At 72.7% G+C, this 26778-nt stretch carries 26 protein-coding genes and 1 pseudogene; 13 read left to right on the top strand and 14 right to left on the bottom strand.

Annotation, left to right across the window (positions count from 1 at the left end; all coding sequences use genetic code 11):
- Positions 1 to 66: 66 nt before the first annotated feature.
- Positions 67 to 417 (bottom strand): HesB/IscA family protein, encoded by a 351-nt coding sequence (locus tag AC3RJ8_RS07275; protein WP_407317534.1) that lies wholly within the window; start codon positions 415 to 417, stop codon positions 67 to 69.
- Positions 418 to 491: 74 nt separating this feature from the next.
- A complete protein-coding gene (locus AC3RJ8_RS07270; protein ID WP_489715236.1) occupies positions 492 to 1052 on the bottom strand; it encodes a hypothetical protein in 561 nt (186 codons plus the stop codon).
- 44 nt (positions 1053 to 1096) lie between these two features.
- On the opposite strand from AC3RJ8_RS07270, the gene nadA reads away from it, so the two are divergent.
- The 3 genes from nadA (at position 1097) to AC3RJ8_RS07255 (ending at position 3546) form a co-directional block, all read left to right on the top strand.
- The gene (gene nadA, locus AC3RJ8_RS07265) at positions 1097 to 2302 is read left to right on the top strand and encodes a quinolinate synthase NadA (RefSeq protein WP_489715235.1); all 1206 of its coding nucleotides are present in this window, start codon (positions 1097 to 1099) and stop codon (positions 2300 to 2302) included.
- Between the two features lie 30 nt (positions 2303 to 2332).
- Positions 2333 to 2926 (top strand): DJ-1/PfpI family protein, encoded by a 594-nt coding sequence (locus AC3RJ8_RS07260; RefSeq protein ID WP_489715234.1) that lies wholly within the window; start codon positions 2333 to 2335, stop codon positions 2924 to 2926.
- 74 nt (positions 2927 to 3000) lie between these two features.
- The gene (locus AC3RJ8_RS07255; protein WP_489715233.1) at positions 3001 to 3546 is read left to right on the top strand and encodes an acyl-CoA thioesterase; all 546 of its coding nucleotides are present in this window, start codon (positions 3001 to 3003) and stop codon (positions 3544 to 3546) included.
- A 95-nt stretch (positions 3547 to 3641) separates the two neighbouring features.
- On the opposite strand, the gene AC3RJ8_RS07250 is transcribed toward AC3RJ8_RS07255, so the two are convergent.
- Positions 3642 to 5024 (bottom strand): dipeptidase, encoded by a 1383-nt coding sequence (locus AC3RJ8_RS07250; protein WP_489715232.1) that lies wholly within the window; start codon positions 5022 to 5024, stop codon positions 3642 to 3644.
- 56 nt (positions 5025 to 5080) lie between these two features.
- Between AC3RJ8_RS07250 and AC3RJ8_RS07245 the strand changes: the two genes are divergently transcribed.
- Together AC3RJ8_RS07245 and AC3RJ8_RS07240 are read left to right on the top strand one after the other, a co-directional pair.
- Entirely contained in the window at positions 5081 to 5716 is a 636-nt protein-coding gene (locus tag AC3RJ8_RS07245) for a DUF3043 domain-containing protein (RefSeq protein WP_489715231.1), read from the top strand.
- Between the two features lie 76 nt (positions 5717 to 5792).
- Positions 5793 to 6806, top strand: a complete 1014-nt coding sequence (locus AC3RJ8_RS07240) for an aldo/keto reductase family protein (RefSeq protein WP_489715230.1) — start codon at positions 5793 to 5795, stop codon at positions 6804 to 6806.
- An 86-nt stretch (positions 6807 to 6892) separates the two neighbouring features.
- Here the strand turns inward: AC3RJ8_RS07240 and yczE are convergent, their stop codons facing one another.
- Complete coding sequence (gene yczE / locus AC3RJ8_RS07235; RefSeq protein WP_489715229.1) at positions 6893 to 7747, bottom strand: membrane protein YczE; 855 nt, start codon at positions 7745 to 7747, stop codon at positions 6893 to 6895.
- A 61-nt stretch (positions 7748 to 7808) separates the two neighbouring features.
- Between yczE and yczR the strand changes: the two genes are divergently transcribed.
- The gene (gene yczR, locus AC3RJ8_RS07230) at positions 7809 to 9245 is read left to right on the top strand and encodes a MocR-like transcription factor YczR (protein WP_489715228.1); all 1437 of its coding nucleotides are present in this window, start codon (positions 7809 to 7811) and stop codon (positions 9243 to 9245) included.
- Between the two features lie 28 nt (positions 9246 to 9273).
- Here the strand turns inward: yczR and AC3RJ8_RS07225 are convergent, their stop codons facing one another.
- From AC3RJ8_RS07225 to AC3RJ8_RS07210, 4 genes are read right to left on the bottom strand one after another with little or no spacing between them, the layout of a single operon-like run.
- Positions 9274 to 9483, bottom strand: a complete 210-nt coding sequence (locus AC3RJ8_RS07225; RefSeq protein ID WP_489715227.1) for a hypothetical protein — start codon at positions 9481 to 9483, stop codon at positions 9274 to 9276.
- Positions 9480 to 10559 (bottom strand): quinone-dependent dihydroorotate dehydrogenase, encoded by a 1080-nt coding sequence (locus tag AC3RJ8_RS07220; RefSeq protein WP_489715226.1) that lies wholly within the window; start codon positions 10557 to 10559, stop codon positions 9480 to 9482. Before AC3RJ8_RS07220 ends, AC3RJ8_RS07225 begins: the two co-directional genes overlap by 4 nt.
- Positions 10556 to 11020, bottom strand: coding sequence for a hypothetical protein (locus tag AC3RJ8_RS07215; protein WP_489715225.1), 465 nt, complete (start codon positions 11018 to 11020; stop codon positions 10556 to 10558). Before AC3RJ8_RS07215 ends, AC3RJ8_RS07220 begins: the two co-directional genes overlap by 4 nt.
- On the bottom strand, positions 11020 to 11376 hold the full coding sequence (locus tag AC3RJ8_RS07210; protein ID WP_489715224.1) for a hypothetical protein: 357 nt from the start codon (positions 11374 to 11376) through the stop codon (positions 11020 to 11022). Before AC3RJ8_RS07210 ends, AC3RJ8_RS07215 begins: the two co-directional genes overlap by 1 nt.
- 63 nt (positions 11377 to 11439) lie before the next feature.
- Here AC3RJ8_RS07210 and AC3RJ8_RS07205 point away from each other — a divergent pair, with 63 nt between their 5' ends.
- Complete coding sequence (locus AC3RJ8_RS07205; protein WP_489715223.1) at positions 11440 to 12942, top strand: leucyl aminopeptidase; 1503 nt, start codon at positions 11440 to 11442, stop codon at positions 12940 to 12942.
- 16 nt (positions 12943 to 12958) lie between these two features.
- On the opposite strand, the gene AC3RJ8_RS07200 is transcribed toward AC3RJ8_RS07205, so the two are convergent.
- Positions 12959 to 13324 carry an oxidoreductase gene (locus AC3RJ8_RS07200; RefSeq protein ID WP_489715222.1) on the bottom strand — a complete coding sequence of 122 codons (366 nt, stop codon included), beginning with the start codon at positions 13322 to 13324 and terminating at the stop codon, positions 12959 to 12961.
- A 274-nt stretch (positions 13325 to 13598) separates the two neighbouring features.
- Between AC3RJ8_RS07200 and sucB the strand changes: the two genes are divergently transcribed.
- Positions 13599 to 15377 (top strand): 2-oxoglutarate dehydrogenase, E2 component, dihydrolipoamide succinyltransferase, encoded by a 1779-nt coding sequence (sucB, locus tag AC3RJ8_RS07195; RefSeq protein ID WP_489715221.1) that lies wholly within the window; start codon positions 13599 to 13601, stop codon positions 15375 to 15377.
- A 70-nt stretch (positions 15378 to 15447) separates the two neighbouring features.
- Here sucB and AC3RJ8_RS07190 read toward each other — a convergent pair whose 3' ends face one another.
- The 3 genes from AC3RJ8_RS07190 to AC3RJ8_RS07180 are packed head-to-tail and all read right to left on the bottom strand — an operon-like array spanning position 15448 to position 20283.
- Complete coding sequence (locus AC3RJ8_RS07190; protein WP_489715220.1) at positions 15448 to 16764, bottom strand: hypothetical protein; 1317 nt, start codon at positions 16762 to 16764, stop codon at positions 15448 to 15450.
- Between the two features lie 57 nt (positions 16765 to 16821).
- Positions 16822 to 17928, bottom strand: a complete 1107-nt coding sequence (locus AC3RJ8_RS07185) for a Gfo/Idh/MocA family protein (protein WP_489715219.1) — start codon at positions 17926 to 17928, stop codon at positions 16822 to 16824.
- A gap of 60 nt (positions 17929 to 17988) precedes the next feature.
- Positions 17989 to 20283: an MMPL family transporter gene (locus AC3RJ8_RS07180; protein ID WP_489715218.1), complete on the bottom strand. Its 2295-nt coding sequence runs from the start codon at positions 20281 to 20283 to the stop codon at positions 17989 to 17991.
- Between the two features lie 27 nt (positions 20284 to 20310).
- Between AC3RJ8_RS07180 and AC3RJ8_RS07175 the strand changes: the two genes are divergently transcribed.
- The 4 genes from AC3RJ8_RS07175 to AC3RJ8_RS07160 are packed head-to-tail and all read left to right on the top strand — an operon-like array spanning position 20311 to position 23279.
- Positions 20311 to 20769 (top strand): MarR family winged helix-turn-helix transcriptional regulator, encoded by a 459-nt coding sequence (locus tag AC3RJ8_RS07175; protein ID WP_489715217.1) that lies wholly within the window; start codon positions 20311 to 20313, stop codon positions 20767 to 20769.
- A gap of 10 nt (positions 20770 to 20779) precedes the next feature.
- Entirely contained in the window at positions 20780 to 21496 is a 717-nt protein-coding gene (gene lipB, locus AC3RJ8_RS07170; protein WP_489715216.1) for a lipoyl(octanoyl) transferase LipB, read from the top strand.
- 26 nt (positions 21497 to 21522) lie between these two features.
- Positions 21523 to 22533, top strand: coding sequence for a lipoyl synthase (gene lipA / locus AC3RJ8_RS07165; protein WP_489715215.1), 1011 nt, complete (start codon positions 21523 to 21525; stop codon positions 22531 to 22533).
- A gap of 11 nt (positions 22534 to 22544) precedes the next feature.
- A complete protein-coding gene (locus AC3RJ8_RS07160) occupies positions 22545 to 23279 on the top strand; it encodes a DUF4191 domain-containing protein (protein WP_489715214.1) in 735 nt (244 codons plus the stop codon).
- Positions 23280 to 23315: 36 nt separating this feature from the next.
- Here the strand turns inward: AC3RJ8_RS07160 and AC3RJ8_RS07155 are convergent, their stop codons facing one another.
- Complete coding sequence (locus AC3RJ8_RS07155) at positions 23316 to 23762, bottom strand: RDD family protein (RefSeq protein ID WP_489715213.1); 447 nt, start codon at positions 23760 to 23762, stop codon at positions 23316 to 23318.
- Positions 23763 to 23896: 134 nt separating this feature from the next.
- On the opposite strand from AC3RJ8_RS07155, the gene glnA reads away from it, so the two are divergent.
- Positions 23897 to 25321: a type I glutamate--ammonia ligase gene (gene glnA, locus AC3RJ8_RS07150; protein WP_489715212.1), complete on the top strand. Its 1425-nt coding sequence runs from the start codon at positions 23897 to 23899 to the stop codon at positions 25319 to 25321.
- 179 nt (positions 25322 to 25500) lie between these two features.
- On the opposite strand, the pseudogene AC3RJ8_RS07145 reads toward glnA, so the two are convergent.
- Positions 25501 to 26681 (bottom strand): annotated as a pseudogene (locus AC3RJ8_RS07145) (ISL3 family transposase).
- Between the last annotated feature and the right edge of the window lie 97 nt (positions 26682 to 26778).

Below are 26778 nucleotides of genomic sequence, written 5' to 3'. Positions count from 1 at the left end.
ACCCTGCGGTTCCGCTACGGGCGGGTACCTCGTTCCTCGGCCCCCACCCTGCGCTGCACCTTCGGCTCAGCCGAAGGAACCGCCGCAGGCGCAGGACTCGCCGGCGTTCGGGTTGTCGATCGTGAAGCCCTGCTTCTCGATGGTGTCGGCGAAGTCGATCTTCGCGCCGTCGAGGTACGGGACGCTCATGCGGTCCACGACGACCTCGACGCCGTCGTAGTCACGCAGGGCGTCCCCGTCGAGCAGGCGCTCGTCGAAGTAGAGCTGGTAGATCAGGCCGGAGCAGCCGCCGGGCTGGACGGCGACGCGCAGGCGCAGGTCGTCGCGCCCCTCCTGCTCGAGGAGGTTGCGGACCTTGTTCGCGGCGACCTCGGAGAGCTCGACGCCGTGGGTGGCGATCTCGGTGGTGTCGGTCATGCTTCCTCCAACAGGTTGGCCGGTGCGGCTGTTCCCGATCCTACGCCGGAATCGTGGCGGGTCGATGACTCACGTCACAGCCGGCCCCACTCCGGGGCCCAGGTGCGGGCAGCCCGCGCCACCGCACCCGCCTGCCACGGATCGCCCACCTCGTGCACCCCGGCGACGCCGGCGGCCGCCAGCTCGCGCCGGGTCACCTGCGAGCGCCCGGCGAGCACGACGACGGGGACCGCGTGGGGCGATGCGGCCCGGGCCGCGTCTGCCACGGGCCCGTCGTGCAGCGCTGCCCCGTCCAGCACCCGGACGTGCACGACGACGAGGTCCGCGTCGGCGGCACGTTCCATCAGCAGGGCCACCTGCGGCGCGGGGGCAGGGGGCCCGACGCTGGCGAGCCCGAGCGACGTCGTGGGGACGAACACACCCGTCGACGGACCGGGGCCGTCGGGTGGGGCGGGTGGTGCGGGTTCGGCGGCGGGGACGACCAGCGGCTCGGTGGTGCAGCGCGGCGCCGCCTGCGACCACGCGGCCGCGACGGCCGCCGCGGCGCCCGAGCGGGTGTCGGCGCGGCCGTCGTCGGCCGGGACCGCAGGACCGTGGGAAGGGGCGCCGGACGCGGCGACGATGAGCGCGTGCACGGACCCGATCGTGGCACATCCCGGCGTCGTGGGAAGATGAGCGCGTGAGCACTCTGCTGAACGAGACGTCCACCTTCGTCGAGCCGGCACCGTCACCCCTGCTCCTGCTCGGGCAGGGCCGCGACCTCGCGTCCGAGCGCGGTGTCGAGTGCACGGGCGCGCTCCCGTCGCCGTCGGACCCGGACCTGGTCGAACGGGCACGAGCCGCGCGCGAGGCCCTCGGGAGCCGCGCCTTCGTGCTGGGCCACCACTACCAGCGCGACGAGGTCATCGACTTCGCGGACGTCACCGGCGACTCGTTCAAGCTCGCCCGCGAGGCCGCGGCGCGGCCCGAGGCCGAGTTCGTCATCTTCTGCGGCGTGCACTTCATGGCCGAGTCCGCCGACATCCTGACCTCCGACGCCCAGCAGGTCGTGCTGCCCGACATGGCGGCCGGCTGCTCGATGGCGGACATGGCGGAGATCTCGCAGGTCGAGGAGACGTGGGCCGTCCTGGAGGACGCCGGCGTCGCGGCCGACACGATCCCCGTGACCTACATGAACTCGACGGCCGCCATCAAGGCGTTCACGGGGCGGCACGGGGGCACGGTGTGCACGTCGTCGAACGCGCAGGTGGCGCTGCGCTGGGCCTTCGACAAGGTCGGGGGCGTCGACGGCACCGGGAAGGTGCTGTTCATGCCGGACCAGCACCTCGGCCGCAACACCGCGGTGCTCCAGCTGGGCATGAGCCTGGACGACTGCGTCGTGTTCGACCCCCGCAAGCCCGGCGGCGGCCTCACCGAGGCCGAGCTGCGCGACGCCCGCATGATCCTGTGGCGCGGCCACTGCTCGGTCCACGGACGGTTCTCCGAGCGCAACGTCACCGACATCCGGGCCGCGGTGCCGGACGTCACCGTGCTGGTGCACCCGGAGTGCAAGCACGAGGTCGTCAACGCCGCCGACATGGTGGGCTCGACGGAGTACATCATCAAGGCGCTCGAGAACGCCGAGCCGGGGTCGTCGTGGGCGATCGGCACCGAGCTCAACCTCGTGCGGCGGGTCGCCGCCGCGCACCCGGACAAGCAGGTGCACTACCTGGACTCGACGGTGTGCTTCTGCTCGACGATGAACCGCATCGACCTGCCGCACCTCGTCTGGGCGATGGAGTCGCTCGTCGAGGGCCGCGTGGTCAACCGCATCGTCGTGGACGCCGAGGACGCGCACTGGGCCCAGGTGGCCCTCGACCAGATGCTGGCGCTGCCAGGGGTCTGACCGACCTGACAGAAGGGCGATGACCGTGCGATGAGCACCGACGGGGGGCTGCACGTCGGCATCTTCGTGTTCGACGAGGCCGACGAGCTGGACGTCGTAGGGCCGTTCGAGGTCTTCACCGCCTGGTCGGGCTGCTCGGAGCTCAGACCGCACGTGAGCACGTTCTCCTGGACGGGCGACGGGGTGCGGCTGGCCGGGGGCCTGCGGATGCTCCCGCACCGCTCGGCGGACGACGTCGGTCCCCTGCACCTGCTCGTCCACCCCGGCGGCTGGGGCACGCGCAGCCTGCTGGAGGACTCCGCGCACCTGGAGTGGCTGCGTGCCGTGCGGGCGCAGACCCCGATCGTGGCCAGCGTCTGCACGGGGGCGCTGGTGCTGGCCGCCGCGGGACTGCTCGCCGGCCGGCCGGTCACCACGCACCACGACCACTACGACGACCTCGCGCGCCTCGACCCGAGCACGGTGGTCGACTCCGAGGCCCGGTTCGTCGACGACGGAGACGTCGTCACCTCCGCAGGAGTGTCGGCCGGGATCGACATGGCCCTGCACCTGGTGACCCGGCTGGAGTCAGGCACGGCGGCCGCTGTAGTCCGCCACGTGCTGCAGTACGACGCCCCGAGGTGACGGCGTCCGCGGCGACGGCACCACCGTGGCGACCGATACCTGATACCGCGCGTCGCCGATATATTGTGGCGCCCATGACCCGGATGCTGCACCTGGCCAAGGCCTCCCTGCTCCCCCGCCGGCCCGTCGTCGGACGGGGCCTGCTCGACGCGTCGACCACGGTGCTGCGGGTGCACCCGGGTGACCTCGACATGTACGTCCACGTCAACAACGGCTCGTACCTGCAGATGATGGACGTGGCGCGGTCGAACCTCATCGCCGACCTCGGCGGGTTCTCGCTGCTCCGGTCCCAGGGCTGGTACCCGGTGGTGGCGGCGTCGACGATGACCTACAAGCGGTCGCTGCAGCTGTTCGAGAAGGTCACCATCACCACGCGCGTCCTCGGCTGGGACGCCCGCGTGGTCTACATCGAGCAGGTCTTCACGCGGGCCGGCACCTTCGCGGCGCGCGGCTGGGTCGCCGGCCGGTTCCTCGGCAAGGACGGATCGCGCGTCGCCCCGGCGGACGTGGTCGCGCTGCTCGGGGGGCAGGGCGAGGTGCAGGGCCCCGCCCTGCCCGACGACGTCGCCGCCTGGGCCCGGTCGGTCGATGTCGCGCACCGCGAGGCCGACCGGGCCTGACAGCTACCGATGGCCCGCTGTGTTCGGCATTTCCTGTCGTGTTCGGCAACTTGAACTGCCGAACACGACGCGAACTGCCGAACTGGGGCACCAGGTCAGCCGACGTGCGCGAGCCGGCGCAGCAGCAGCGCCTCGGCGAGCACGACCGTGCGCAGCTCACCCAGGTGCACCGACTCGTTGGCGCCGTGGGCGCGCGAGTCCGGGTCCTCCACGCCGGTGACGAGCACGGCGGCCTCGGGGAACGCCTCGAGGAGGTCGGCGATGAAGGGGATCGACCCACCGACGCCGATGTCCACCGGTGCGGTCCCCCACGCCGCGGAGAACGCGCTGCGCGCGGCCCGCATCGCCGCGGAGTCCGCCGGCGCGCCGAACGCCTTGCCCTGCTCACCAGGGGTCCACGCGACCCGCGCACCGAACGGGGCGTGCGACTCGAGGTGGGCCCGCAGCGCCTCCTCCGCCTCCTTCGGCTCGAGGCCCGGCGGGATCCGGACCGAGATCTTGGCCGCGGAGCGCGGGGCGAGGGTGTTCGAGGCCTGGGCCACCGAGGTCGCGTCGATCCCGATGACGGCGATCGCCGGCTTGGTCCAGAGCCGTCCGGCGATCGTGCCGGTCCCGGCCAGCTCGACGCCGTCGAGCACCGAGGCGTCGCCGCGGAAGTCGGCCTCCGCGTAGTCGACCTCCGGTTCGCCGGCGCCGGTGAGCCCGGCGACCGCCACGTCGCCGGCGTCGTCGTGCAGGGTCGCGACGAGCCGCGCGAGGAGGATGTTCGCGTCCAGGACCGGACCGCCGAACATCCCGGAGTGCACGGCGTGCTCCAGCACCTCGACCGAGACGACGCCGTCGACCAGCCCGCGCAGGGACGTCGTCAGGGCCGGCACGCCGACCTTCCAGTTCGTGGAGTCCGCCACGACGATCACGTCGGCGGCGAGCAGCTCGTGATGGTCCGCGAGGAACCGGGCGAAGCTGGGTGACCCCGACTCCTCCTCCCCCTCGACGAACACGGTCACGCCCACGCCGAGGTCGTCGCCCGCCGCCTCCAGGGCGCGCAGGGCTCCGACGTGGGCCATCAGACCGGCCTTGTCGTCGGCCGCGCCGCGACCGAACAACCGGTCGCCGACCTGCGTCGGCTCGAACGGTGCGGTCTCCCAGGCGGCGGCGTCCCCCGGCGGCTGGACGTCATGGTGCGCGTAGAGCAGGACGGTCGGCTCGCCCGGCCGTGCCGGACGACGGGCGACGACGGCAGGGGCGCCCGCCGTGCCGTCGGGCCGGTCGGACCTCAGCACGCGGACGTCGGGAAGCCCGACTCCGCGCAGCAGGTCGGCCACGGCGCCCGCGCTGGCCGCGACGTGGGCCTGGTCGAAGGCCGCCGCGGAGACGCTCGGGATCCTGACCAGCGCCTCGAGGTCCGCCTGGACGGCAGGGAACAGCTCGTCGACGTGGGCGCGCAGGGCGGCCACGTCCGTCTCGGTGTGGTTCACCCCTCCACGCTACCGGGGCGTCACCGCACGGCCCCGCGCTCGACTACCCTGGTGGCGTGATCTTCCGCAAGCCTGACACCGCCGACTCCGCTGCCACCGGCTCGTCCGACAGCCCCTCCGTCGCCGACCCGGCGATCACGCCGGCCGGCAAGGGCCGGCCGACGCCCAAGCGGCGTGAGGCTGCGGCGAAGAACCAGCGCCCCCTGGTCCCGAACGACCGCCGGGCGGCGCGCAAGGCGAGCAAGGAGAAGGCGCGCGAGGAGCGCACCCGCGAGTACAAGGCGATGCAGACGGGCGACGAGCGGTTCATGCCGGTCCGCGACAAGGGACCGGTCCGTCGATACGTCCGCGACTACGTCGACGCCCGCTGGAACCTCGGAGAGTTCTTCCTGCCGGTCGCCTTCGCGTTCATCTTCCTCAACCTGCTGGTGATGCAGAACCCGACGCTGGGTGCGTTGGTGCTCCTCGCCCTGTACGCGGTCGTGTTCATCACCCTGATCGACGCCGTGATCATGTGGCAGCGCCTCAAGCGCAAGCTGCGCGACAAGTTCGGCACCGCGGGCGCCGACGGGACGAAGACGTACGACGTGCCGCGCGGGACGATGATGTACGCCGTCATGCGAGCCTTCCAGCTCCGCCGCTCGCGCCTGCCGAAGCCGATGCACAAGAAGCACGGCGTCTGGCCGCAGTAGCTGGCGAGTGCGGCCGGTGTCGGACGATCCGGCGCCCGGGGTCGAATCGATGCGACCGGCGGCATAGGGTGACGGCATGGTCAACTACCGGTACCTCGGCAACAGCGGTCTCAAGATCACCGAGATCACCTACGGCAACTGGCTCACCCACGGCTCCCAGGTCGAGAACGACGTCGCCACCCAGTGCGTGCACGCCGCCCTCGACGCAGGGATCACCTCGTTCGACACCGCGGACGTCTACGCGAACACCAAGGCGGAGTCCGTCCTCGGGGAGGCGCTGAAGGGCCAGCGCCGCGAGTCGCTCGAGATCTTCACCAAGGTCTACTGGCCCACGGGGCCCGGCGGCCCCAACGACACCGGGCTGTCCCGCAAGCACGTCATGGAGTCGATCAACGGCTCCCTGCAGCGCCTCGGCACGGACTACGTCGACCTCTACCAGGCGCACCGGTACGACGTCGAGACGCCGCTCGAGGAGACGATGCAGGCCTTCGCCGACATCGTCCGGCAGGGCAAGGCGCTCTACATCGGCGTCTCGGAGTGGACCGCCGACCAGATCCGCGCGGGTGCCGAGCTGGCGAAGGAGCTCGGCTTCCAGCTCATCTCCTCACAGCCGCAGTACTCGATGCTGTGGCGGGTCATCGAGGACGAGGTCGTTCCCGCCTCGCAGGAGAACGGCCTGTCCCAGATCGTCTGGTCGCCGATGGCGCAGGGTGTCCTCTCCGGCAAGTACGTGCCGGGCAAGGAGCTGCCGGCCGGGTCGCGCGCCACCGACGAGAAGGGCGGCGCGAAGATGATCCAGCGGTTCATGCGCGACGACGTCCTCGAGCGCGTCCAGGGCCTCAAGCCCGTGGCCGACGAGCTCGACCTGTCGATGGCGCAGCTCGCCGTCGCGTGGGTGCTCCAGAACGACAACGTGGCCGCCGCGCTCGTCGGCGCCTCCCGACCCGAGCAGGTCGCGGAGAACGTCAAGGCGTCCGGCGTCGAGATCCCGGCCGAGCTCATGGCGCGGATCGACGACGTCCTGGGTGACGTGGTCGAGCGCGACGCCGGCAAGACCCTCGAGGGGATGCCGACGACACGCGTCGCCTGACGACGCCGGTCCCGCGAGCGTCTCTGGTCGTCCGGAATCGACGTCTGATTCCTGACGGACAGAGACGCTCGCGGTCGTCGCGGGCCTCAGAGGGTACGGCCGTGCTCGCCGAAGGAGTCCAACGCGCGGGCGATCTCCCGCGCACGGCGACGCACCCGCTCCTCGCGGGCGGAACGCTCGCCCTTCCCGTCCGGTCCGTCGGACGGCGGCGCCGTCGGCACAGGCGGTGCGGCAGGACGGGGCACGCGCGGCGACGTGCGTGCGGGCCGGGGACCGCTGAGCCCGTCGGGGACCAGCCAGCGCCACCGCGCGGCGGCCTGCACCACGACGCCCACACCGAGCGCGAAGGCGACGGTGGCCCAGCCGAGCGTCCCGCCGAGCAGCCAGCCGACGGCGACGACCGTCGCCTCGATACCGGTCTTGATCGCGCGCACGGACCAACCGGTGCGCGCCACGAGCCCGGTCATGAGCCCGTCGCGAGGGCCGGGGCCCAGGCGCGCCCCGACGTAGGCGGCGGTGGCCACGCCGTTGAGCACGATCCCGCCGAGGGCGAGCGCGACCCGGCCCACGGTCCCCGGGTCGGGCAGCAGCACGTCGAGCAGCCGCAGGCTGGGCTCGATGGCGACGGAGATGATCACCACGTTCGCGACGGTCCCGATCCCCGGGCGCTGCCGCAGGGGGACCCACGCGGCGAGGACCAGCAACGACGTCAGGGCGACGGTCACGCCGAACGACCATCCGGTGGTGCGCACGACCCCCTGGTGGAGCACGTCCCAGGGCATGCCGCCCTGTCCGGCGTGCAGGAGCATCGCCATCGAGAACGTGAAGACGAGCAGCCCGACGACGAGCTGGACGCCTCGCCGGGCGGGGGTGAAGCCAGTTCGGGTCGCGGCCGGTGCCGGCACGCCGGCGGTCGTACGAGGAGTCGTCGGAGCAGTCATACCCCCCACCATCGGCGACATTGGCTTTGCATTCCATGGCCAATCGAGCAAGAGTGGATCCATGAGCCTGTCCGCGCCGCCCACCACGGCGGTCCGCCACTTGTCCGCCGCCGCCGCGTCGCGGCTGCTCGGCGCCTGGCACGCGTCCGGACCGGCCTACCTCGCCCTGGCCGACGCGCTGCGCGCGGCCGTCCTGTCGGGAGCGCTGGCACCGCTGACCAGGCTGCCCAGCGAACGTGAGCTGGCCCGCGTGCTCGGCCTCTCCCGGACGACGACGTCGGCCGCCTACGACCGCCTGCGCGAGCTCGGCTTCGCCACGAGCCAGGTCGGCTCCGGCACCGTCGCGGTCCTGCCCCGTTCCGCCGGCCTCCCGGTGCGCCCCCAGGCGCCCGCCGGCGACGGGCCGCTCCCGCCGCTGTCGGACCCGTCCGGACCGATCGAGATGTCCCAGGCCACGCCGTCGGCCCCGGACGCCCTGCACGGCGCCTACGAGCGCGCCCTCGAGACGCTCCCCGCCTACCTCGGTACTGGTGGCTACTCCCACCTGGGCCTCGACGTCCTGCGCGAGGCCGTCGCGCAGCGTTACACCGACCGGGGCGTGCCCACCAGCCCCGACCAGGTGCTGGTGACCACGGGCGGGCAGCAGGCCATCGCGCTGCTCGCGACGACGCTGGTCGGTCGCACCGAGCCGGTGGTGGTCGAGTCCCCCACCTACTACCACGCCATCGAGGCGCTGCAGCGGGCAGGCGCCCGGTGCGTCGGCGTGCCCGTGGGCGACGTCGAGTCGCTGGCCTCCGCCGTCCATCGCACCCGTGCGCGCCTGGCCTACCTCGTGCCCGACTTCCACAACCCCACGGGACGGACGCTCACCGCCGAGGAGCGCGAGACGGTGGCGCACCTGACCGACCGCTACGGCGTGACCGTCGTGGGCGACGAGACGCTCACCGACCTCGACCTCGACGGCGGCACCGTGCCGGGGCCGTTCTGCGGGGACGGCACCGACAACCGGCTCGTCTCGGTGGGGTCCGCCTCCAAGTCGTTCTGGGGCGGTCTCCGCATCGGCTGGGTGCGCGCAGACCCGCAGCTCGTCCAGCGGCTGGCCCGGACCCGCCAGGCGCTCGACATCGCCACCCCGGTGCTCGAGCAGCTCACGGTCGTGGAGCTGCTCGCCCGTCGCGACACGATCCTGCCGGCACGCGTGGCGGGCCTGCGGGAGCGGCGCGACCTCCTCGTCGGGCTCGTCCGCGACCGGTTCCCCGCCTGGGACGTCCCCTCCCCCGCCGGCGGGCTCTGCCTCTGGACCGGGATCGGCCGGCCCGCCGGCCAGGCCCTCGCGGCCGCGGCCGTCGCCGAGGGTCTACGGATCGGTGCCGGCCCGCAGTTCACCCCGGACGGGTCCGCGCAGGACCGCGTGCGGCTCGTCTACACCGGGTCGCCCGAGACGCTCACGGACGCGGTGGACCGGCTCGAGCGAGCCTGGCGCCGCATCGTGGGCTGACGGTGGGGCACTCTCCGGTCGCCCCGGCTCAGGGGATGCGCAGCTCGATCGCGGGGGTCGCCTGGGCGCCGTCGTGCAGCAGCGTCGCCGTGGCGGCCCCGGCCGCCGCGAGCCGCCGCCAGTGCTCCCCGAGCCACTGCTCGGCGTCGTACTGGGCGGTGAACACCGGGCTCGACGACGGTTCCAGAGGCCGTCCGTCGACGTCCGTGAGCGCCCATTCCCACCGTGGCCGGATCACGCGACCCGCCCCGCACTCACGGAACCGGCCGACCGGGTCAGCGCACGGTTCAGGCGCGAGGGCCACAGCGGCCCCTCGTAGACGAACGACGTGTAGCCCTGGACCAGGTCCGCCCCTGCCCGCAGGTAGGCGCGGACGTCGTCGGCGTGCGTCACTCCACCGACACCGATGACCACCGGGTCCGGCCCGAGCCGTTCCCGCAGGCGCGCCACGACCTCGAGCCCCCGGGGCAGCAGGGTGGGCCCGGACAGACCGCCCGAGCCACGGTCGTGGCCGATCGTCGTGTTCACGGCCACCACGCCGTCGAGACCCAGCTCGGCGGCGAGGTCGGCGACCGCGTCCACGTCGGCGTCCGCCAGGTCCGGAGCGATCTTGACGAGGAGCGGGGTGCGCCGCACCCCGGCCGTGGCCGTCGCCTCGTCGGCCGCCTGCCGGGCGGCGGCCAGGATCGGCCGCAGCTCGGCCGTGGTCTGCAGGTCGCGCAGCCCCGGCGTGTTCGGCGAGGAGACGTTGACCACCAGGTAGTCGGCGTGCGCGGCCAGCAGCCGGGCGCACGCCGCGTAGTCGGCGGCCGCGTCCTCGGCCGGCGTGCTCTTGTTCTTGCCGATGTTGACGCCGACGACGGCGGCCCGCCCCGCTGCGGTCGACCGCAACCGACGCAACCGTTCCGCCATCTCCAGCGCGCCGTCGTTGTTGAAGCCCATCCGGTTGCGCACCCCGCGCAGGTCCAGCTCGCGCCACATGCGCGGAGCCTCGTTGCCCGGCTGCGGACGAGGCGTGACGGTGCCGACCTCGACGAACCCGAACCCGAGCATCGTCAGCCCGCGGACGGCCCGGGCGTTCTTGTCGAAGCCGCCGGCCAGGCCGAAGGGCGCCGGGACGGTCCGGCCCAGCACCTCGACACTGCCCGGACCGCCTGCCCCGCGCCCGAGGTAGGGCGCCAGCGCTCCCTGGATCACGTCACGCAGCACGGGGACGCGGCCGGCCCTCTCGATCGCGCGGAACGCCAGCTCGTGGGCACGCTCCGGATCCATGCGCCGGAAGAGGCCGTGGAAGAGCAGGGAGTACGGGGTCATCGAGCCTCCGTCGATTCGTCCGGCGCGGTCACGGGTCGTTGTCGTCCAGGGCGAGTGTGCCAGAGCCACCACAGGCCGACGAAGGGCAGCACCAGGGGAACATAGCCGTACCCCTGGCCGAACGCCGACCAGACGGTGTGCTCGCCGAAGAGCTGCGGGGCGATCAGGGACACGGTGCCGACCAGGAGCACACCGGTGGCCTCGACGACGACGGCACACCAGGCGACCGTCCGCCACCACCCGCGCCCGCCCCGGGCGAGCGCCAGGGTCGCCACGACGTAGACCACCGCGGCGAGCAGCGAGAGCAGGTAGGCCGCCGGGGCCTCGCCCAGCTTGGTGGCGACCTGGTACGAGGACCGGCCGAGGGCGGCCAACGCCAGGATGCCGTACACCGTCACGAGCAGCCGTCCGAACCCGCGGCCGGTCGCCCTGGCGACGGGTTCCCGAGGCGACACGCCCATCAGCTTCCTCCCCAGATGATCCAGAGGCGCCACTGCAGGAACGCCACGGTCAGCGAGGCGACGCAGAGCACCACCGACGACCACCGGGTGCGCTCGGCGAACGCCCAGACGGCGGCCAGCGGCAGCAGGAGCGCCGCGGTGAGCAGGTATCCCCAGAACAGGGCGCCGTCGACGGCGTGGCCCCGGGCCTGGAGGGCGATCGCGACCACCGCCTGGACGACCAGGACCGCCTCGACGGCACCGGCTCCGAAGAGCTGGCGCAGGATCACGGCCCGGTCGCGCACCGCGAACCACGCCGCCCACCCGGCGAGCGCGACGCACAGCACGACGGACAGCGCGAACAGGGGAAGGACCACGTCCGCAGACTACCGGCAGCCTCGCGGCGCCATGACGCCGAGCACCGCGTTAACCTGGTCCGCGTGGCTGACCTCACCCTGACCGGCAAGAAACCGTCCACCATCGCTGCCGACGCCCTCGTCGTCGGGACCTGCTCCACCTCCGACGGCGTGGCCGTCGTGGCGGACCAGCTGCCCGCGCGGCTCGTCGAGCAGATCGAGTCCCTGGCTCCACGCCTCGGCGTCACCGGCGCGCTGCAGGAGGTGCGGACCGTGCCGGCCGGCAGCGACGTCGCCGCCGACGTGCTCGTCCTCACGGGCCTCGGCGAGCGCGAGCCCGACGGCACCTTCGACCACGAGACGCTGCGGACCGCCGCCGGCGCGGCCGTGCGGACCCTGGCCGGAGCCGCGGACGCCGTCGTCGCGCTGCCCGCGGTCGACGAGGCCGAGCTCGGTGCCGTCGTCGAGGGCGCGCTGCTCGGCGCCTACGCCTACACCGCCTACCGCGACGAGAAGGCTGCCGGCAAGCTGACGCCGGTCACGCGCCTGCAGGTCGCGACGAGCATGTACCGGTCGGCGCGGGCGAAGGCCGTGACCGCCCGGGCCGAGGTGCTCGCCGCCGCCGTGCAGGGGACGCGCGACCTGGTGAACTGCCCGCCCAACGACCTCTACCCGGCGGCGTTCGCCGACGCCGCGAAGGCCGCCGTGAAGGAGCTCGGCGCCCGGGGCGTCAAGATCACCGTGCTGGACGACAAGCAGCTCGTCGCCGGTGGCTACGGCGGCATCGCCGGCGTCGGGCAGGGCTCCTCGCGCGGCCCTCGCCTCGTGAAGCTGACCTACGCGCCGTCGAAGGCGACGAGCAAGGTCGCGATCGTCGGCAAGGGGATCACGTTCGACACCGGCGGCATCTCCCTCAAGCCACCGGCCGGCATGCTCACCATGAAGTCCGACATGGCCGGTGCCGCCGCGGTGCTGCACACCGTCGTCGCGGCCGCCCGGCTCGGTTTGCCGGTCGCCGTGACCGGCTACCTGTGCCTGGCCGAGAACATGCCGAGCGCCACCGCGCAGCGCCCGTCCGACGTCGTCACGATGCGCGGCGGCAAGACGGTCGAGATCACCAACACCGACGCCGAGGGCCGGCTCGTCATGGCGGACGGTCTGGTCGCCGCGGTGGAGGACGGTCACGACGCCGTCCTGGACATCGCCACCCTCACGGGCGCCCAGATGGTGGCCCTCGGCAACCGGACGTCGGCGGTCATGGGCTCCGACGCCGTGCGCGACGAGGTCAAGGCGGCCGCGGACACCGTCGGCGAGCCGTTCTGGCCGATGCCGCTGCCCGCCGAGCTCAAGGCGGGGCTGAAGTCGAACGTGGCCGACATGGTCAACGCCGCGTCGGACCGCGCCGGCGGGATGCTGTTCGCCGGGCACTTCCTGGCCGAGTTCGTCGGGGACACCCCCTGGGCGCACCTCGACATCGCGGGCCCGTCGTACAACGAGAAGGCGGCGCACGGCTACACGCCCGTCGGCGGCACCGGGGTCGGCGTGCGGACGCTGCTCGGCTTCCTCGAGGGACGCGCCGGCGCCTGACCGGCGCGGCCGGGCGTCAGCGGGAGCCTTGGCTCCGCCGGCGCTCGGCCCGCTGGGCGGAGTTCCAGTCCCGCATCCGCTGGGGGTAGCCCGTGAAGCGCACGTTGTACACGGGAACTCCCAGCGACCGGGCCACGTCGAAGCCGGTCCGCTCGTCCGGGACCCGACGGCGCGTCCACTCCCCCGTCGTGGCGACGAGCAGGACCGTCGCCGGGGTCTGCGCGTTCGGCGGCTCCACGTAGGCCTCGACGCCCACGCGGGAGCCGACGAACTCCTGCAGGTGGGTCACGGCAGCAGCGCGTCCGCCCCCCGACGGCGCGGCGGCGGACGACGGCGTGACGGACCGGCCGAGCAGGCGGTCCATCGCAGACCTCAACGACATGTCGCGAGACTACCTCTGCCCGCGGGGAGTGAGCACGGTCACCCGGGAGACGACACCGAGGGCCACGACGCCACGAAACGTGGCGATCCGGGCCAGATGTACCGAGCGTCACAGTTCTCGCAGGGTGGCCACGATTGGGGCCGGACCCCAGGAAGTGACAAGATGAGGCCCAGTGAACCAGGAACGCGGCAACCGGAGAGGTTTCGACCGGATCACCGGTCGACCGGCCTCGGCACGTCGCCTGACCCACTGATCGAAGGAGACTCCACAGGTCATGTCTGAGAACGTGCAGCTGCCGGCACTCGGCGAGTCCGTCACCGAGGGCACCGTCACCCGTTGGCTCAAGTCCGTCGGCGACACCGTGGAGGTCGACGAGCCCCTGCTCGAGGTCTCCACCGACAAGGTCGACACCGAGATCCCCTCGCCCGTCGCGGGCGTGCTGGAGCAGATCCTCGCCGAGGAGGACGAGACCGTCGAGGTCGGCGCCACCCTCGCCGTCGTCGGCGACGGCTCCGGTGGCGGCGGCGGTGCCGCGTCCCCGGCGGAGGCCGAGCCGGAGAAGCCCGCCGAGGCCGAGCAGCCCGAGCCGGAGCCCGAGCCCGCCGCGCAGGCTCCCTCCGAGAAGCCCGCCGAGTCCGCTCCGCAGCCTGCTGCGGAGGCCGGGGACGGCGGTGGCGAAGGCACCGAGGTCACCCTGCCCGCGCTGGGCGAGTCCGTCACCGAGGGCACCGTCACCCGCTGGCTCAAGTCCGTCGGCGACTCGGTCGAGGTCGACGAGCCCCTGCTCGAGGTCTCCACCGACAAGGTCGACACCGAGATCCCGTCCCCCGTGGCCGGCACCCTGCAGAAGATCGTCGTGGACGAGGACGAGACCATCGAGGTCGGTGCGGTGCTCGCGCTCGTCGGCTCCGGCGCCGCCCCGGCGGAGACGTCGCAGCCGGAGCCCGCCCAGGCGCCCGAGCCCGCGCCGTCGTCGCCCGCCGCCGCCGAGTCGGCACCGGCCGCGACGCCCGCTCCCGCCCCGGCCGCAGCCACGCCGGAGCCCGCACCCGCCGCGTCGACGCCCGCTCCGGCCAAGGCCACCGAGTCGCCCGCCCCCGCCGCGGCCGCCGGGGGCAAGAGCTCCTACCTGACCCCGCTGGTGCGCAAGCTGGCCGCGGAGAAGGGTGTCGACGTCTCGACGGTCCAGGGCACCGGCGTCGGTGGCCGCGTCCGCAAGGAGGACGTGCTCGCCGCTGCGGAGAAGGCCGCCGCACCGGCGCCGGCCCCCGCCGCGTCCGGCGCTCCGGCATCGGCCCCGAAGAAGCCGACGGTCCCCGAGGTCTCGCCGCTGCGCGGCACCACGGAGAAGATGTCGCGGCTGCGCAAGGTCGTGGCGGACCGCATGCTCGAGGCGATGCAGACGCAGGCTCAGCTCACCACGGTGGTCGAGGTCGACGTCACGAAGGTCGCCAAGCTGCGCAAGGCCGCCAAGGAGTCCTTCAAGGCTCGGGAGGGCGCGAACCTCACGTTCCTGCCCTTCTACACGCTCGCCGCGGTCGAGGCGCTCAAGGCGTTCCCGAAGGTCAACGCCTCGATCGACACCGACAAGGGCGAGATCACCTACCACAGCTCGGAGAACGTCGGCCTGGCGGTCGACACGGAGCGGGGCCTCATCGTCCCGGTGATCAAGAACGCCGGCGACCTCAACCTGGCCGGCATCGCCCGCCAGATCGGTGACCTCGCCGCGCGGACCCGGGCCAACAAGGTCGGCCCGGACGACCTGAGCGGTGCCACGTTCACCATCACGAACACCGGTTCCGGCGGTGCGCTGATCGACACCCCGATCGTGCCCGTCGGCCAGGTCGCGATCCTCGGCACCGGCACCATCACGAAGAAGCCCGTCGTGGTGACCGGCCCGGACGGCGAGGAGACCATCGCGATCCGCCAGATGGCCTACCTCTTCCTGTCCTACGACCACCGTCTGGTCGACGGCGCCGACGCCGCCCGCTTCCTCGCCGCGGTCAAGAACCGTATCGAGGAGGGCGCGTTCGAGTCCGAGGTCGGTCTCTGACCTGACCGAGCACCACCGAGGGCGGGTACCGCGAGAGGGAGTCTCCCTCGCGGTACCCGCCCTCGGTGCGTCAGGCCACCTCCGCGACCCGCCAGCCGTCGTCGGTCCAGGCGAGCCGCAGCGTCGCGGTCCGTGGTCCGTCGGCCGGCACCCGGGTGGTCCGGCCGTCCACCGTCTGGTCGTGCTCCTCGACCACGTACTCCACGGCGACCTCCGCCGTGCGCGCGTCCGACCGGAGCGTCCGGGAACCCAGCACGTTCACCTGGACACCGTCGACCTCGACGCCTGACGCCTCCACCTGCTCGAGGCGTTCGACGGCGGCCTCCGCGGCGGGCGAGCCGGCCAGGACGACCTCGTCCACGGGGCCTGCCTGCGCGAGAAGCTCCACCCGTCGACGGGTGAGCTCGGCAGCGGCCGCCGCCGGGTCGCCCTGCTCGACGACCGGGTCCCGCACGTCCTCCGCTCCGGCCGGTGCATCGCTCTCCGCGTCCGACGCCGCGGCTGCCGGTGCGTCGGACGCTGCGGCTGCCGGTGCAGCCGCCACCGCCGGCTGCCGTCCCTCCGGACCTCCGGCGTGCAGCACGAGGGCCACCGCCAGCCCGGTGCCGCCCAGCACCACGGCAGCGCCCACCGCGGACCGCACGACGCCGGACCGGCGCACCGATCGCCCGCCCCTCGGCCTGGTACGCCGAGCGCCCACCGCCCGCCGACCCCTTGCGGCCCGGCGCGCGGGCCGGTGCCGGACCGACGTCGGCCGCCCGGCCTCGCGGTCGCCGCCCCGGCGGCCCAGCGCCGCGGCCGCCAGCAGCGCGGGTTCGGGGAGCCGCACGAGCCCTGGCGGCACGGCCTCGTCCACCCGTGCCGCCAGGGTGCCGGCCGCGGGCCGCACGTCAGGGTCACCGGCGAGCGCCGGCGCGAGCGCGGCACGCAGCGCCACGGTCGCGTCCGCGTCGGGGTCGGCGACGAGCGCGTCGACGAGCCGGGCGAGCGCGTGCACGTCGTCGGCCTCCGTCGTCGGCCCGGCGGGCACGTCCGGGCGGGGTCGCAGGCGTGGCCGTCCGTCCACCCCCACGAGGATGTCGCCCTCCTCCAGCGGGCCGTGCACGACGCCCGCGCTGTGCAGGGCGGCGAGCCCCTGCGCCAGGGCGACGGCGATCCCTGCCGCTTCCGTGGCGTCGCACCGGTCACGGACGGCGAGCACGGTCGGCAGGGCCGTCGCCGTGCCGGTCCCCCGGGAGACGCGAAGCGTCCCGTCCGGGTTCTCGACCACGTCCCCGACCGGCTGGACGCAGGGGTGGTCGACGGCTGCGAGCGCCCGCAGCCTCTCGAGCAGGGTCGTCCGGTCGGCGGCGCCGGCGCGAACGGTCAGGACGTCGTCAGTCTGCACGGGTCCATGGAACACCGGACGGGCACGCCCGCGCTCCGGTCGTCCACAGGCTGCCGGTCAGAGGGCGATCTGGCGCCCTTCCCGGGCGGAGGTGCGGGCGGCGTCGAGCACCTCGGCGGTGCGGACGGCGTCGGCCGGGTCGACGGGGGCCGGAGCGTCCCCGGCGAGCCAGGGGGCGAGCGCCCGGTAGAAGTCGGCGTGCGAGCCCTCGGCGGTGGGGACCGGCTCGCGGTCCCTGCCCCGCGTGAGCCAGCCGTGCGATCCGGCCGGGGCGTCGTCGTCGAACAGCTCGAGGGGCGAGGCGTCCTGCTCGAACGTCGTGACCAGGTAGGCGCCGCCCGTGCCGAGCACCCGGGTGCGGGGCCCGGGAGCGCCCACGACCGAGCCTGCCCACAGCCGCGAGACGACGGCGTGCGGGCTGGCGGCGAGCCCTCCGCCGGGCGCGTGGCTCAGGACGAGGAAGACGTCGTCCTCGGTCGGTGTCGTCAGCGCCCGGGTCTGCGCCCAGACGCTGGTGACGGGACCGAAGAGCTGCGTCGCGGAGTCCACGAGGTGCGGGCCGAGGTCCAGCAGGAGGCCGCCGCCGGCGGTGTCGTTCTCCTTCCACCGCTTGCGGGGCACGGGACGCCACCGCTCCCAGCGGCGCTCGAACGTGTGCACGTCCCCGAGCCCGCCCCGGGCGAGGAGCGCGGCCAGCGTGCGCTGCTCGGTGTCCCAGCGCCGGTTGTGGAACACGGTGAAGGGTGTCCCGGTGGCTGCCGCCTCGGCCACGACGGCGCGTGCCTCGTGCGCGTCGACGCCGATCGGCTTGTCGAGCACGAACGGCACGCCGGCGCGGGCGAGCATGGCCGCCTGCTCCGCGTGCAGGGCCGTCGGGCTGGCCAGCACGACGGCGTCGTAGCGCGAACGCATCTCGACCAGCTCGGCGAGGTCGCCGAGCAGCCGCGCGCCGGGCCAGTCGCCCGCGGCCTGGTTGCGTCGCCCGGAGTCGCGCGTGAGGACCGCCGTGACCGTGTGCCCTGCCTCGGCCGCGAGCCGGGCGTGGATCTCGCGTCCCGCTCCCCCGTACCCGACGATCGCCAGGCGCAGCGGCGGGTAGGTCGTCGTGCCGTCGTCCGCCGCGCCGCCGGTCGCCGCATCTGTCGTGTCCCCGTGATCCACCATGGGGACCATGGTGCCCGACGGCGGGCCGCTCGGCCGGTCAGCGCGCCGCGCAGCCGCCCGTCAGCCGTGCCGCGGCGCGCCGCGCAGGAAGCGACGCGAGGGCCACCACACCCGGTCACCGATGTCGCGGACCAGGGCGGGCACCAGCAGGCTGCGCACGACGAGGGTGTCGACGAGCACGCCGAACGCCACGATGAACGCGAGCTGGGCGAGGAAGAGCAGCGGGATGACGCCGAGCGCCGCGAACGTGGCCGCCAGGACCACGCCGGCCGACGTGATCACGGACCCGGTCACGGCCAGGCCCCGCAGCACCCCCTGCCGGGTGCCGACGCGCAGGCTCTCCTCGCGCACGCGGGTCATCAGGAAGATCGAGTAGTCCACGCCGAGGGCCACCAGGAAGCAGAAGGCGTACAGCGGCACGGACGGGTCCGCGCCGGGGAAGTCGAAGACGTGGTTGAACAGGATCGCGGCCACGCCGAGCGCCGCTCCGAAGGACAGCACGTTGGCGGCCATGAGCAGCACGGCGGCCAGCACGGAGCGCAGCAGCAGCATGAGGATCAGCAGGATGACCACGAGCACGACGGGCACGATCACCTGCAGGTCGCGCTGACCGGCGAGCTGGGTGTCGAGGCGCTCTGCGGCGGCCCCGCCGACGAGCGCGTCGGGCGAGACACCGTGGACGGACTCGCGCAGGGCGGAGACGGTCTCGACGGCCTCCTGGCTGTCGGAGGGGGCCGACGTCGTCACGTCGACGCGCACCAGGCCGTCGACGACGAGGGCGTCACCCTGAGCCGGGGCCCCGGGAGCCGGAGCCGGTTCGTCGGTCACAGGGGCGGCGGCCGCGACACCGGCCGTGCCCTCGGCCTCCTCGACGACGGCGTCGAGGTCGTCCTCGGGTGCGACGACCGTGGCCGGCTGTGCGGAGACGCCGTCGAAGTGGCGGGTCAGCGCCTCCTCGCCGTCGACGGAGTCGACCTGGGTGAGGAACACCTCGGAGTCACCCGTGCCGTCGGCGTCCAGGGTCGGCACGAACGCCGCGCCCGCCGCCAGCACCAGGGCGGTCACGATCCACACCGGTCGGGCGTGCCGGCCGACGAAGGTCGCCACGCGCGACCACAGCCCGTGGCCAGCGACGTCGACCCGGCCGTCGTCGGCGGCCCCCTCGGTCGCCTCGGTGGGTCGTCCCGTCTCCCCGGACCGGACCTCGTCCTGCGTCACCGCGTGCGGGACCCGGGGCCAGAACACCCAGCGGGCACGCCGTCCACCGACGAGCAGCAGCGCCGGCAGCAGCGTCAGGGCGGACAGGAAGGCGGCGACGATGCCGATCGCGGCGACGGGCCCGAGGCTGCGGTTGGACGAGAGGTCGGACAGCAGCAGACACAGCAGCCCGGCGACGACGGTTCCGGCGCTGGCGGCGATCGGTTCCACGGAGGCGCGCACGGCACGGCGCAGGGCCGTGTACGTCGACCGGACGTGGAGCAGCTCCTCGCGGTACCGGGCGACCAACAGCAAGGCGTAGTCCACGGACGCCCCGACGACGAGGATGGACAGGATCCCCTGGGACTGACCGTTGAGGACCAGGATGTCGTTGGCGGCCAGGTGGTAGACCGCGAGGCCGGCCAGGCACAGGGCGAGCACGGCGTTGAAGATCACCACGAACGGCAGCACGGGCGAGCGGTAGACCAGCGCGAGGATGACGAGCACCGCACCGAGCGCGACGAGCAGCAGCACCGTGTCGATGGCGCCGAAGGCGTTGACGAGGTCGGCGACGAACCCGGCGGGCCCGGTGACCCAGGAGTCCATGCCGGTGCCCGCGAGGCCCCCGTCGGCGGTGTCGCTGCCCTGCAGGTCGCGCAGGGCGTCGATCGCGAGCTGGGAGACGCTGGACTCCTCGGCGCCGGCGTCCTGCTCGGCGAGCTGCGCGTCGAGGGAGACGACCACGAGCGCGGCCTCACCGTCCTCGGACGGGACGACGACGGGGTCCGCGATGCTGGCGTCCCCGACGGTGGCGGGCTCGTCACCGCTCGTGCCCTCCAACGGTACGCCGGGGACGGCGTCGGCGAACGCCTGGACGTCGGCGAGCTGGTCCTGGCTGAGCGACGAGCCGTCGGACGTCTCGGCGACCACGAGCGCCGGGAGCGCCTCGTCGTCGGTGAACTGCACGGCGAGCTCGGCGGCCTCGGTGGACTCCGCGCTCGCGGGCAGGAAGGCCGCCGAGTCGTTGGCCTGGACGCTGCTGAGCTGTCCCTGCGCCTGGCCCCCGAACGCACCGATGGCCAGCCAGACACCGATTGCTGCCAGAATGACCAGTCCACGGAGGGCACCCGTCCACCTATTACTCAGCATATTGAGCATTCTCCACCCGAAGGGGATCCTGGGCAAGTGACCGACCCGACGAGCGAAGAACCGGCCGACTGGCCCACCGGGCGGCTGCTGTTCACCGTCGTGCGCCGCATCGAGCACGAGTGGAACGAGCACCTGTCCGGCTGGGAGCTCAACCATGCCGGGTTCCCCGTCCTGCTGCACCTGATGGGCGGTCCGCGCACGCAGCGCGAGCTGGCCGCCGTCTCCGGCGTGACGGAGCAGACGATGAGCAAGGTGGTCGCCCGGCTCGAGAGGTCCGGCTACGTCACGCGGACCACGGACCCGCACGACCGCCGCCGTCGGACGGTCATGGTCACCGGCGCGGGGATGGCCGCGGCACGCGAGGCGGGGCGCATGCAGCCCGCCGAGGACCTCGCGCTGCAGGGTCTGGACGAACGCCAGGCGAGCGAGCTGCGCGACCTGCTCGTGACGATGGTGCGCGCCCAGCGCCGCGAGGACCGGCCCGACGCGGAGTAGCCTTCCAGGCATGGACGTCGTCACGCTGCCGGGCCGCACGGACTACCGCGCCGGCTGGGACCTGCAACGCCGCACCCACGCGTCGGTGCGGGACGGGGCCCCCGGCGTGACCTACCTGCTCGAGCACGACAGCGTCTACACCGCCGGGCGGCGCACCCGTCGCGACGAGTACCCCACCGACGGCACCGAGGTCGTGGACGTCGACCGCGGCGGCAAGATCACCTGGCACGGTCCCGGCCAGCTCGTCGCGTACCCGATCGTCGCGCTGCGATCGCCCGTCGACGTGGTCCAGTATGTGCGCACCCTCGAGTCCGCGGTGATGGCCGTGTGCACCACGCTCGGCCTCGAGTCCGTCCGTGTCGAAGGACGCTCCGGCGTCTGGTTCGCCGCCGACGACGGCACACCGGACGGGCCCGACGCCGCGACGCCGCGACGGGAGCGCAAGGTGTGCGCGATCGGGGCGCGCGTCGCCCGAGGGGTGACCATGCACGGCCTGGCGCTCAACTGCGACGCCGACCTGACGGCGTTCGACGCGATCGTGCCGTGCGGGATCGACGACGCCGACGTGACCTCGCTGTCCGCCGAGGCCGGGCGCGCGGTGACCGTCGACGAGATCCGGCCGCTGCTGGCGTCGGCACTGGTCGAGCACCTGTCACCGCTGGTGACGGAACTCACGGCCACCCAGCAAGACATCCACCCCGCGCCCGCGAGCACCGCCGTAGGGTGAGTCGCGTCTACGAAGGGACCGACGTCGTGACCATCGCACCTGAGGGCCGCCGCATGCTGCGGGTCGAGGCCCGCAACGCCACCACCCCCATCGAGAAGAAGCCCGAGTGGATCAAGACCCGGGCGGTGATGGGCCCCGAGTACAAGGAGCTCAAGGGACTCGTGAAGGGCGGTGGCCTGCACACCGTGTGCGAGGAGGCCGGCTGTCCCAACATCTTCGAGTGCTGGGAGGACCGCGAGGCCACGTTCCTCATCGGCGGCGACCAGTGCACCCGGCGGTGCGACTTCTGCCAGATCGACACGGGCAAACCCGCCGACTTCGACGCCGACGAGCCGCGCCGCGTGGCCGAGTCCGTGCGCGAGATGGGCCTGAGGTACTCGACCGTCACCGGCGTCGCCCGCGACGACCTGGCCGACGGCGGCGCCTGGCTGTACGCCGAGACGGTCCGCCAGATCCACGCGCTCAACCCGGGCACCGGCGTCGAGCTGCTCATCCCCGACTTCAACGCCATCCCGGAGCTGCTCGACCAGGTCAACGAGTCCCGGCCCGAGGTGCTCGCGCACAACGTCGAGACGGTGCCGCGGATCTTCAAGCAGATCCGGCCCGCGTTCCGCTACGACCGGTCGCTGTCGGTGCTGACCCGTGCCCGCGAGGCCGGCCTGGTCACCAAGTCGAACCTCATCCTCGGCATGGGCGAGACGATCGACGAGGTCAAGCAGGCGCTCGAGGACCTGCACGCCGCCGGGTGCGACCTCATCACGATCACCCAGTACCTGCGCCCCTCGCTGCGCCACCACCCCGTGGACCGCTGGGTCCGGCCCGAGGAGTTCGTCGAGCTGAGCGAGCACGCCGAGGCGGTCGGGTTCCTCGGCGTCATGGCCGGCCCGCTCGTGCGGTCCTCGTACCGCGCCGGGCGCCTGTGGGGTCAGGCCATGACCAAGCGGGGACAGTCGGTCCCGGAGGCGCTCGCGCACCTCACCGAGCCGACGACCGCACGCCAGGAGGCCGCGAGCCTCATGGCCTCCCGAGCCCAGTAGACTCACCAACCATGGCCCGCACCAAGTCCGGCGCCGGCGACTCCGCCGACGCGCCCACGAAGAAGCAGAAGAAGCCCAAGAAGCAGCGGTGGTACCACCAGGTATGGGCCGCCTACAAGATGACGAGGCGGCAGGACCCCCTCGTCACCTGGATCATGCTCGCGGTCTTCTGCGGCATCCTCGCGCTCGCGCTGCTCATCGGCTTCCTCACCGGCCACCCGATCTACGCGACGGTCATCGGCCTGCCGTTCTCCCTGCTGGGCGCGATGTTCGTCCTCACCCGCAAGGCTGAGCGCGCCGCGTACACCCAGATCGAGGGTCAGCCCGGCGCCGTGCGCGCCGCGCTGGGCACCGTGCGCGGCGGCTGGAGCTTCGAGGACGAGCCCGTCGCGGTGAACCGCCAGCAGGACCTCGTCTTCCGCGGCATCGGACGCCCCGGCGTCGTCCTCGTCTCCGAGGGGCCGCCGCACCGCGTCCAGCGCATGCTGGACGATGAGCGCCGCCGCACCGCCCGCGTGCTGCAGAACGTGCCCATCACCACGCTGCAGGTGGGCAACGGCGAGGGTCAGATCCCGCTGCCCAAGGTGGCGCGCAAGGTGCAGAAGATGAAGAAGACCCTCACCCGCGCCGAGGCCTCCGAGGTCGGCAAGCGCCTCAAGGCGCTCGGCGGCGTGCGCCTGCCCGTCCCCAAGGGCGTCGACCCGATGAAGGCGCGCCCCGACCGCAAGGGGATGCGCGGGCGCTGAGCACGCCCCTCGCACGGCACGCAGCGGCCGGCACGGTCATCGACGCACGATGACGGTGCCGGCCGCTCTGTCGTGCATGCCCCGGCCGTCGGCGTCCCACACGACGGCGGGGATCACCAGGCAGAGCAGCACCGTGCGCACGGCTCCCCGGCCGAACCCGACGACGTGCGGCTCGGCGATGCCGAGGCGCCGCACGCGCAGGCCCAGCAGCCGGTGGCCGATCGTCGACCCGACGGACGAGACGAGCAGGAAGTTCATCAGCCCGAAGATCGCCAGCGTGACCATGGGGTCCCGGTCGAAGAAACCGAAGCTGATGGCCTCGGCGACGGCCCAGTCGAGGCAGAGGGCCACGACCCGCCGCCCCAGGGGCGCCCGCGAACCGGCGCCCGAGGCGGGCAGACCGAGCCGGTCGCGGTCGCCCGTCTCACCAGGCGGGACACCTCCGCCGGTCAACCACGACCCAAAATCGCCACGTGAAGCCATGCGATCAGCCTACGCGCGGCCACCAGCGGGTTACGTAACATCGCCGAAACATTCGCGCTATGCAAGGGTAACCCTGCCGCCCTAGCGTCAAGGGCGCCGAGCGACCTGGCACCGTCTCACCAAGGAGAGCCTGCATGTTCACCAATGCCGAGGAGGCAATCGCCTTCACCCGCAACGAGGGGGTGGAGTTCATCGACGTCCGGTTCATCGACCTGCCGGGCGTGATGCAGCACTTCAACATCCCCGTCGGGCAGTTCGACGAGGACTCCTTCACCGAGGGCCTGATGTTCGACGGCTCCTCGATCCGAGGCTTCCAGGCGATCCACGAGTCGGACATGAAGCTGGTCCCGGACGTCACCACGGCGTACCTCGACCCGTTCCGCAAGCGCAAGACGCTCATCATGAACTTCTCGATCGTGGACCCGTTCACGGACGAGCCCTACGGTCGCGACCCGCGCACGATCGCCGCCAAGGCCGAGGCCTACCTGCGCTCAACCGGCATCGCGAACACCGCGTTCTTCGCCCCCGAGGCCGAGTTCTACATCTTCGACGACGTGCGCTTCGCGACGTCGGCGAACTCCAGCTTCTACCAGATCGACTCCGTCGAGGCCGCATGGAACACCGGTCGCGAGGAGGAGGGTGGCAACCTCGGGTACAAGACCCGCTACAAGGGTGGCTACTTCCCCGTCTCGCCCAACGACCAGTTCGCGGACCTCCGCGACGAGATCTGCGCCGCGCTGGCCCAGGTCGGTCTCGACGTCGAGCGTGCGCACCACGAGGTGGGCACCGCCGGCCAGCAGGAGATCAACTACAAGTTCAACACCCTGCTGCACTCCGCCGACGACCTGATGAAGTTCAAGTACGTCGTCAAGAACGTCGCCTGGCAGGCCGGCAAGTCCGTGACCTTCATGCCGAAGCCGATCTTCGGCGACAACGGCTCGGGCATGCACTCGCACCAGTCGCTGTGGCTGAACGGCGACCCGCTGTTCTACGACGAGAAGGGCTACGGCGGCCTGTCCGACATGGCCCGCTGGTACATCGGCGGCCTGCTCAAGCACGCCCCGTCGCTGCTGGCGTTCACCAACCCGTCGGCCAACTCGTACCACCGGCTCGTGCCCGGCTACGAGGCCCCGGTCAACCTGGTCTACTCGGCCCGCAACCGCTCCGCGTGCATCCGCATCCCGGTCACCGGCAACTCGCCGAAGGCCAAGCGCGTCGAGTTCCGCGTGCCGGACCCGTCGGCCAACCCGTACCTCGCGTTCGCCGCCCAGCTCCTCGCGGGCATCGACGGCATCAAGAACCGCATCGAGCCGCCGGCACCGGTCGACAAGGACCTCTACGAGCTCCCGCCCGAGGAGCACGCGGAGATCGCTCAGGTTCCCGCCTCCCTCGGCGAGGCCCTGGACAACCTCGAGGCCGACCACGACTTCCTCACCGAGGGCGACGTGTTCTCCGAGGACCTCATCGCCACGTGGATCGACTACAAGCGCACCCACGAGATCGACCCGATCCGTCTGCGCCCGCACCCGCACGAGTTCGAGCTCTACTACGACATCTGATCCGTGGGTAGACGGCCGTCGTTGGAAGGTGTCGGTAGGTGTTGGAATCGTTGAGATTTCGGGCCTCCCAGACGATGGTTGACTACGGGCACTGAGGGTCGATTTCGACTCTCATGTGTACCGGATGTGTACCGAGGCCCCGTCACTTCCTGGTGACGGGGCCTCGGACCGTTACGGGCTCAACGCAGATAAGGGTGTAGCCGCGGTCTGAAGCCGCCGGCTTCCAGGAGTGAGCGGGCGATGTAGTGGGTCAGGTTCCGGAATCCGAGGGCGGAGCCTCGCAGGTGCTCGAGGCGGCCGTTGATGGCCTCGGTGGGTCCGTTGCTGGTGCCGGGCAGGTCGAAGAACGCCAGGATGTCGGCGGCGCGCTTGGTCAGGGTCCGGCCGAGCGTGACGGGTTCGGTGAGGGCGGCCGGAACGCCGCGGGCCAGGGAGTCGATGGCGGCGTTCATCAGGGCGCGGCCCTGGGTTCGGTATTCGTGGCGGTAGGCGGTGATCATGCGTTGGTAGATGCCCCAGGTCGCCTCTACCTCGATGGCGAACTACGCCTCGAGCCGGTTCTTCTATTTGTCGGTGAGCAGGTCGGCACCGGTGTGCAGGGTGCGCCGCGCCGCGTAGAGCGGGTCGCCGGCTCGTCCGCGGTGACCGTGCAAGTCTTGTTGGACCCGTCGTCGGCACCTGTCGAGTGCGTCGCCGGCGAGGCGGACCACGTGGAACGGGTCCATCACGGCGACCGCGTCGGGTAGTTCCTCGGCCGCGGCGGTCTTGAAGCCGGTGAACCCGTCCATCGCCACGACCCCCACCCGGTCGCGCCACGCCTTGGGCCGGGCGGCGAGCCAGGTCTTGAACGCGCTCTTGGAACGGCCGGCGACCATGTCGAGCAGGCGGGCCGGTCCGGTGCCGTCGCGGATCGGGGTCAGGTCGATGACCACCGTGACGTACTTGTCTCCGCGGCGGGTGTGGCGCCATACGTGCTCGTCGACTCCGATGACGGCGACGCCGTCGAACCGGGCCTCGTCATCGATCAGCACCCGGCGGCCCTCAGCCAGGACGGCGTCGTTGGCGGTGTGCCATGCCACGGCGAGGGCCTCGGCCACGCGCGCGACCGTCAGGTGCTGTACGACCAGACCCACGAGGGCCCAGCGCACGGCCGCCCGGGACAGCTTCGCCCGCGGCTCGGCCGCCCTCGAGGTGTCTTGCCGCCACACCCGCGGCAGAACGCATCGTCGGCGCGCGCCATGGCACGGCACTCCAGCACGGCCCGGTCGGGATCGAGATGCTGCCCGATCGCGACGAGGTCGAGCTCGTCCAGGCGCGCGAAGGTCGTCATGTCAGGGCGGTGGAAGGTAACGTCGCTCACGTCGAGGTCTTCTGGTTGGGAGGCGTAGGAACCCCCATCATCAGGGGACCTCGACCACGTCCCAGCCACCAACGCCATATGTCGCCCTGCGCACCTC

This window comes from Isoptericola sp. MSGPD8_1_ISO-PGPR-S23-394, assembly GCF_058072785.1.
This window is presented reverse-complemented; position numbering and strand designations above follow the sequence as displayed.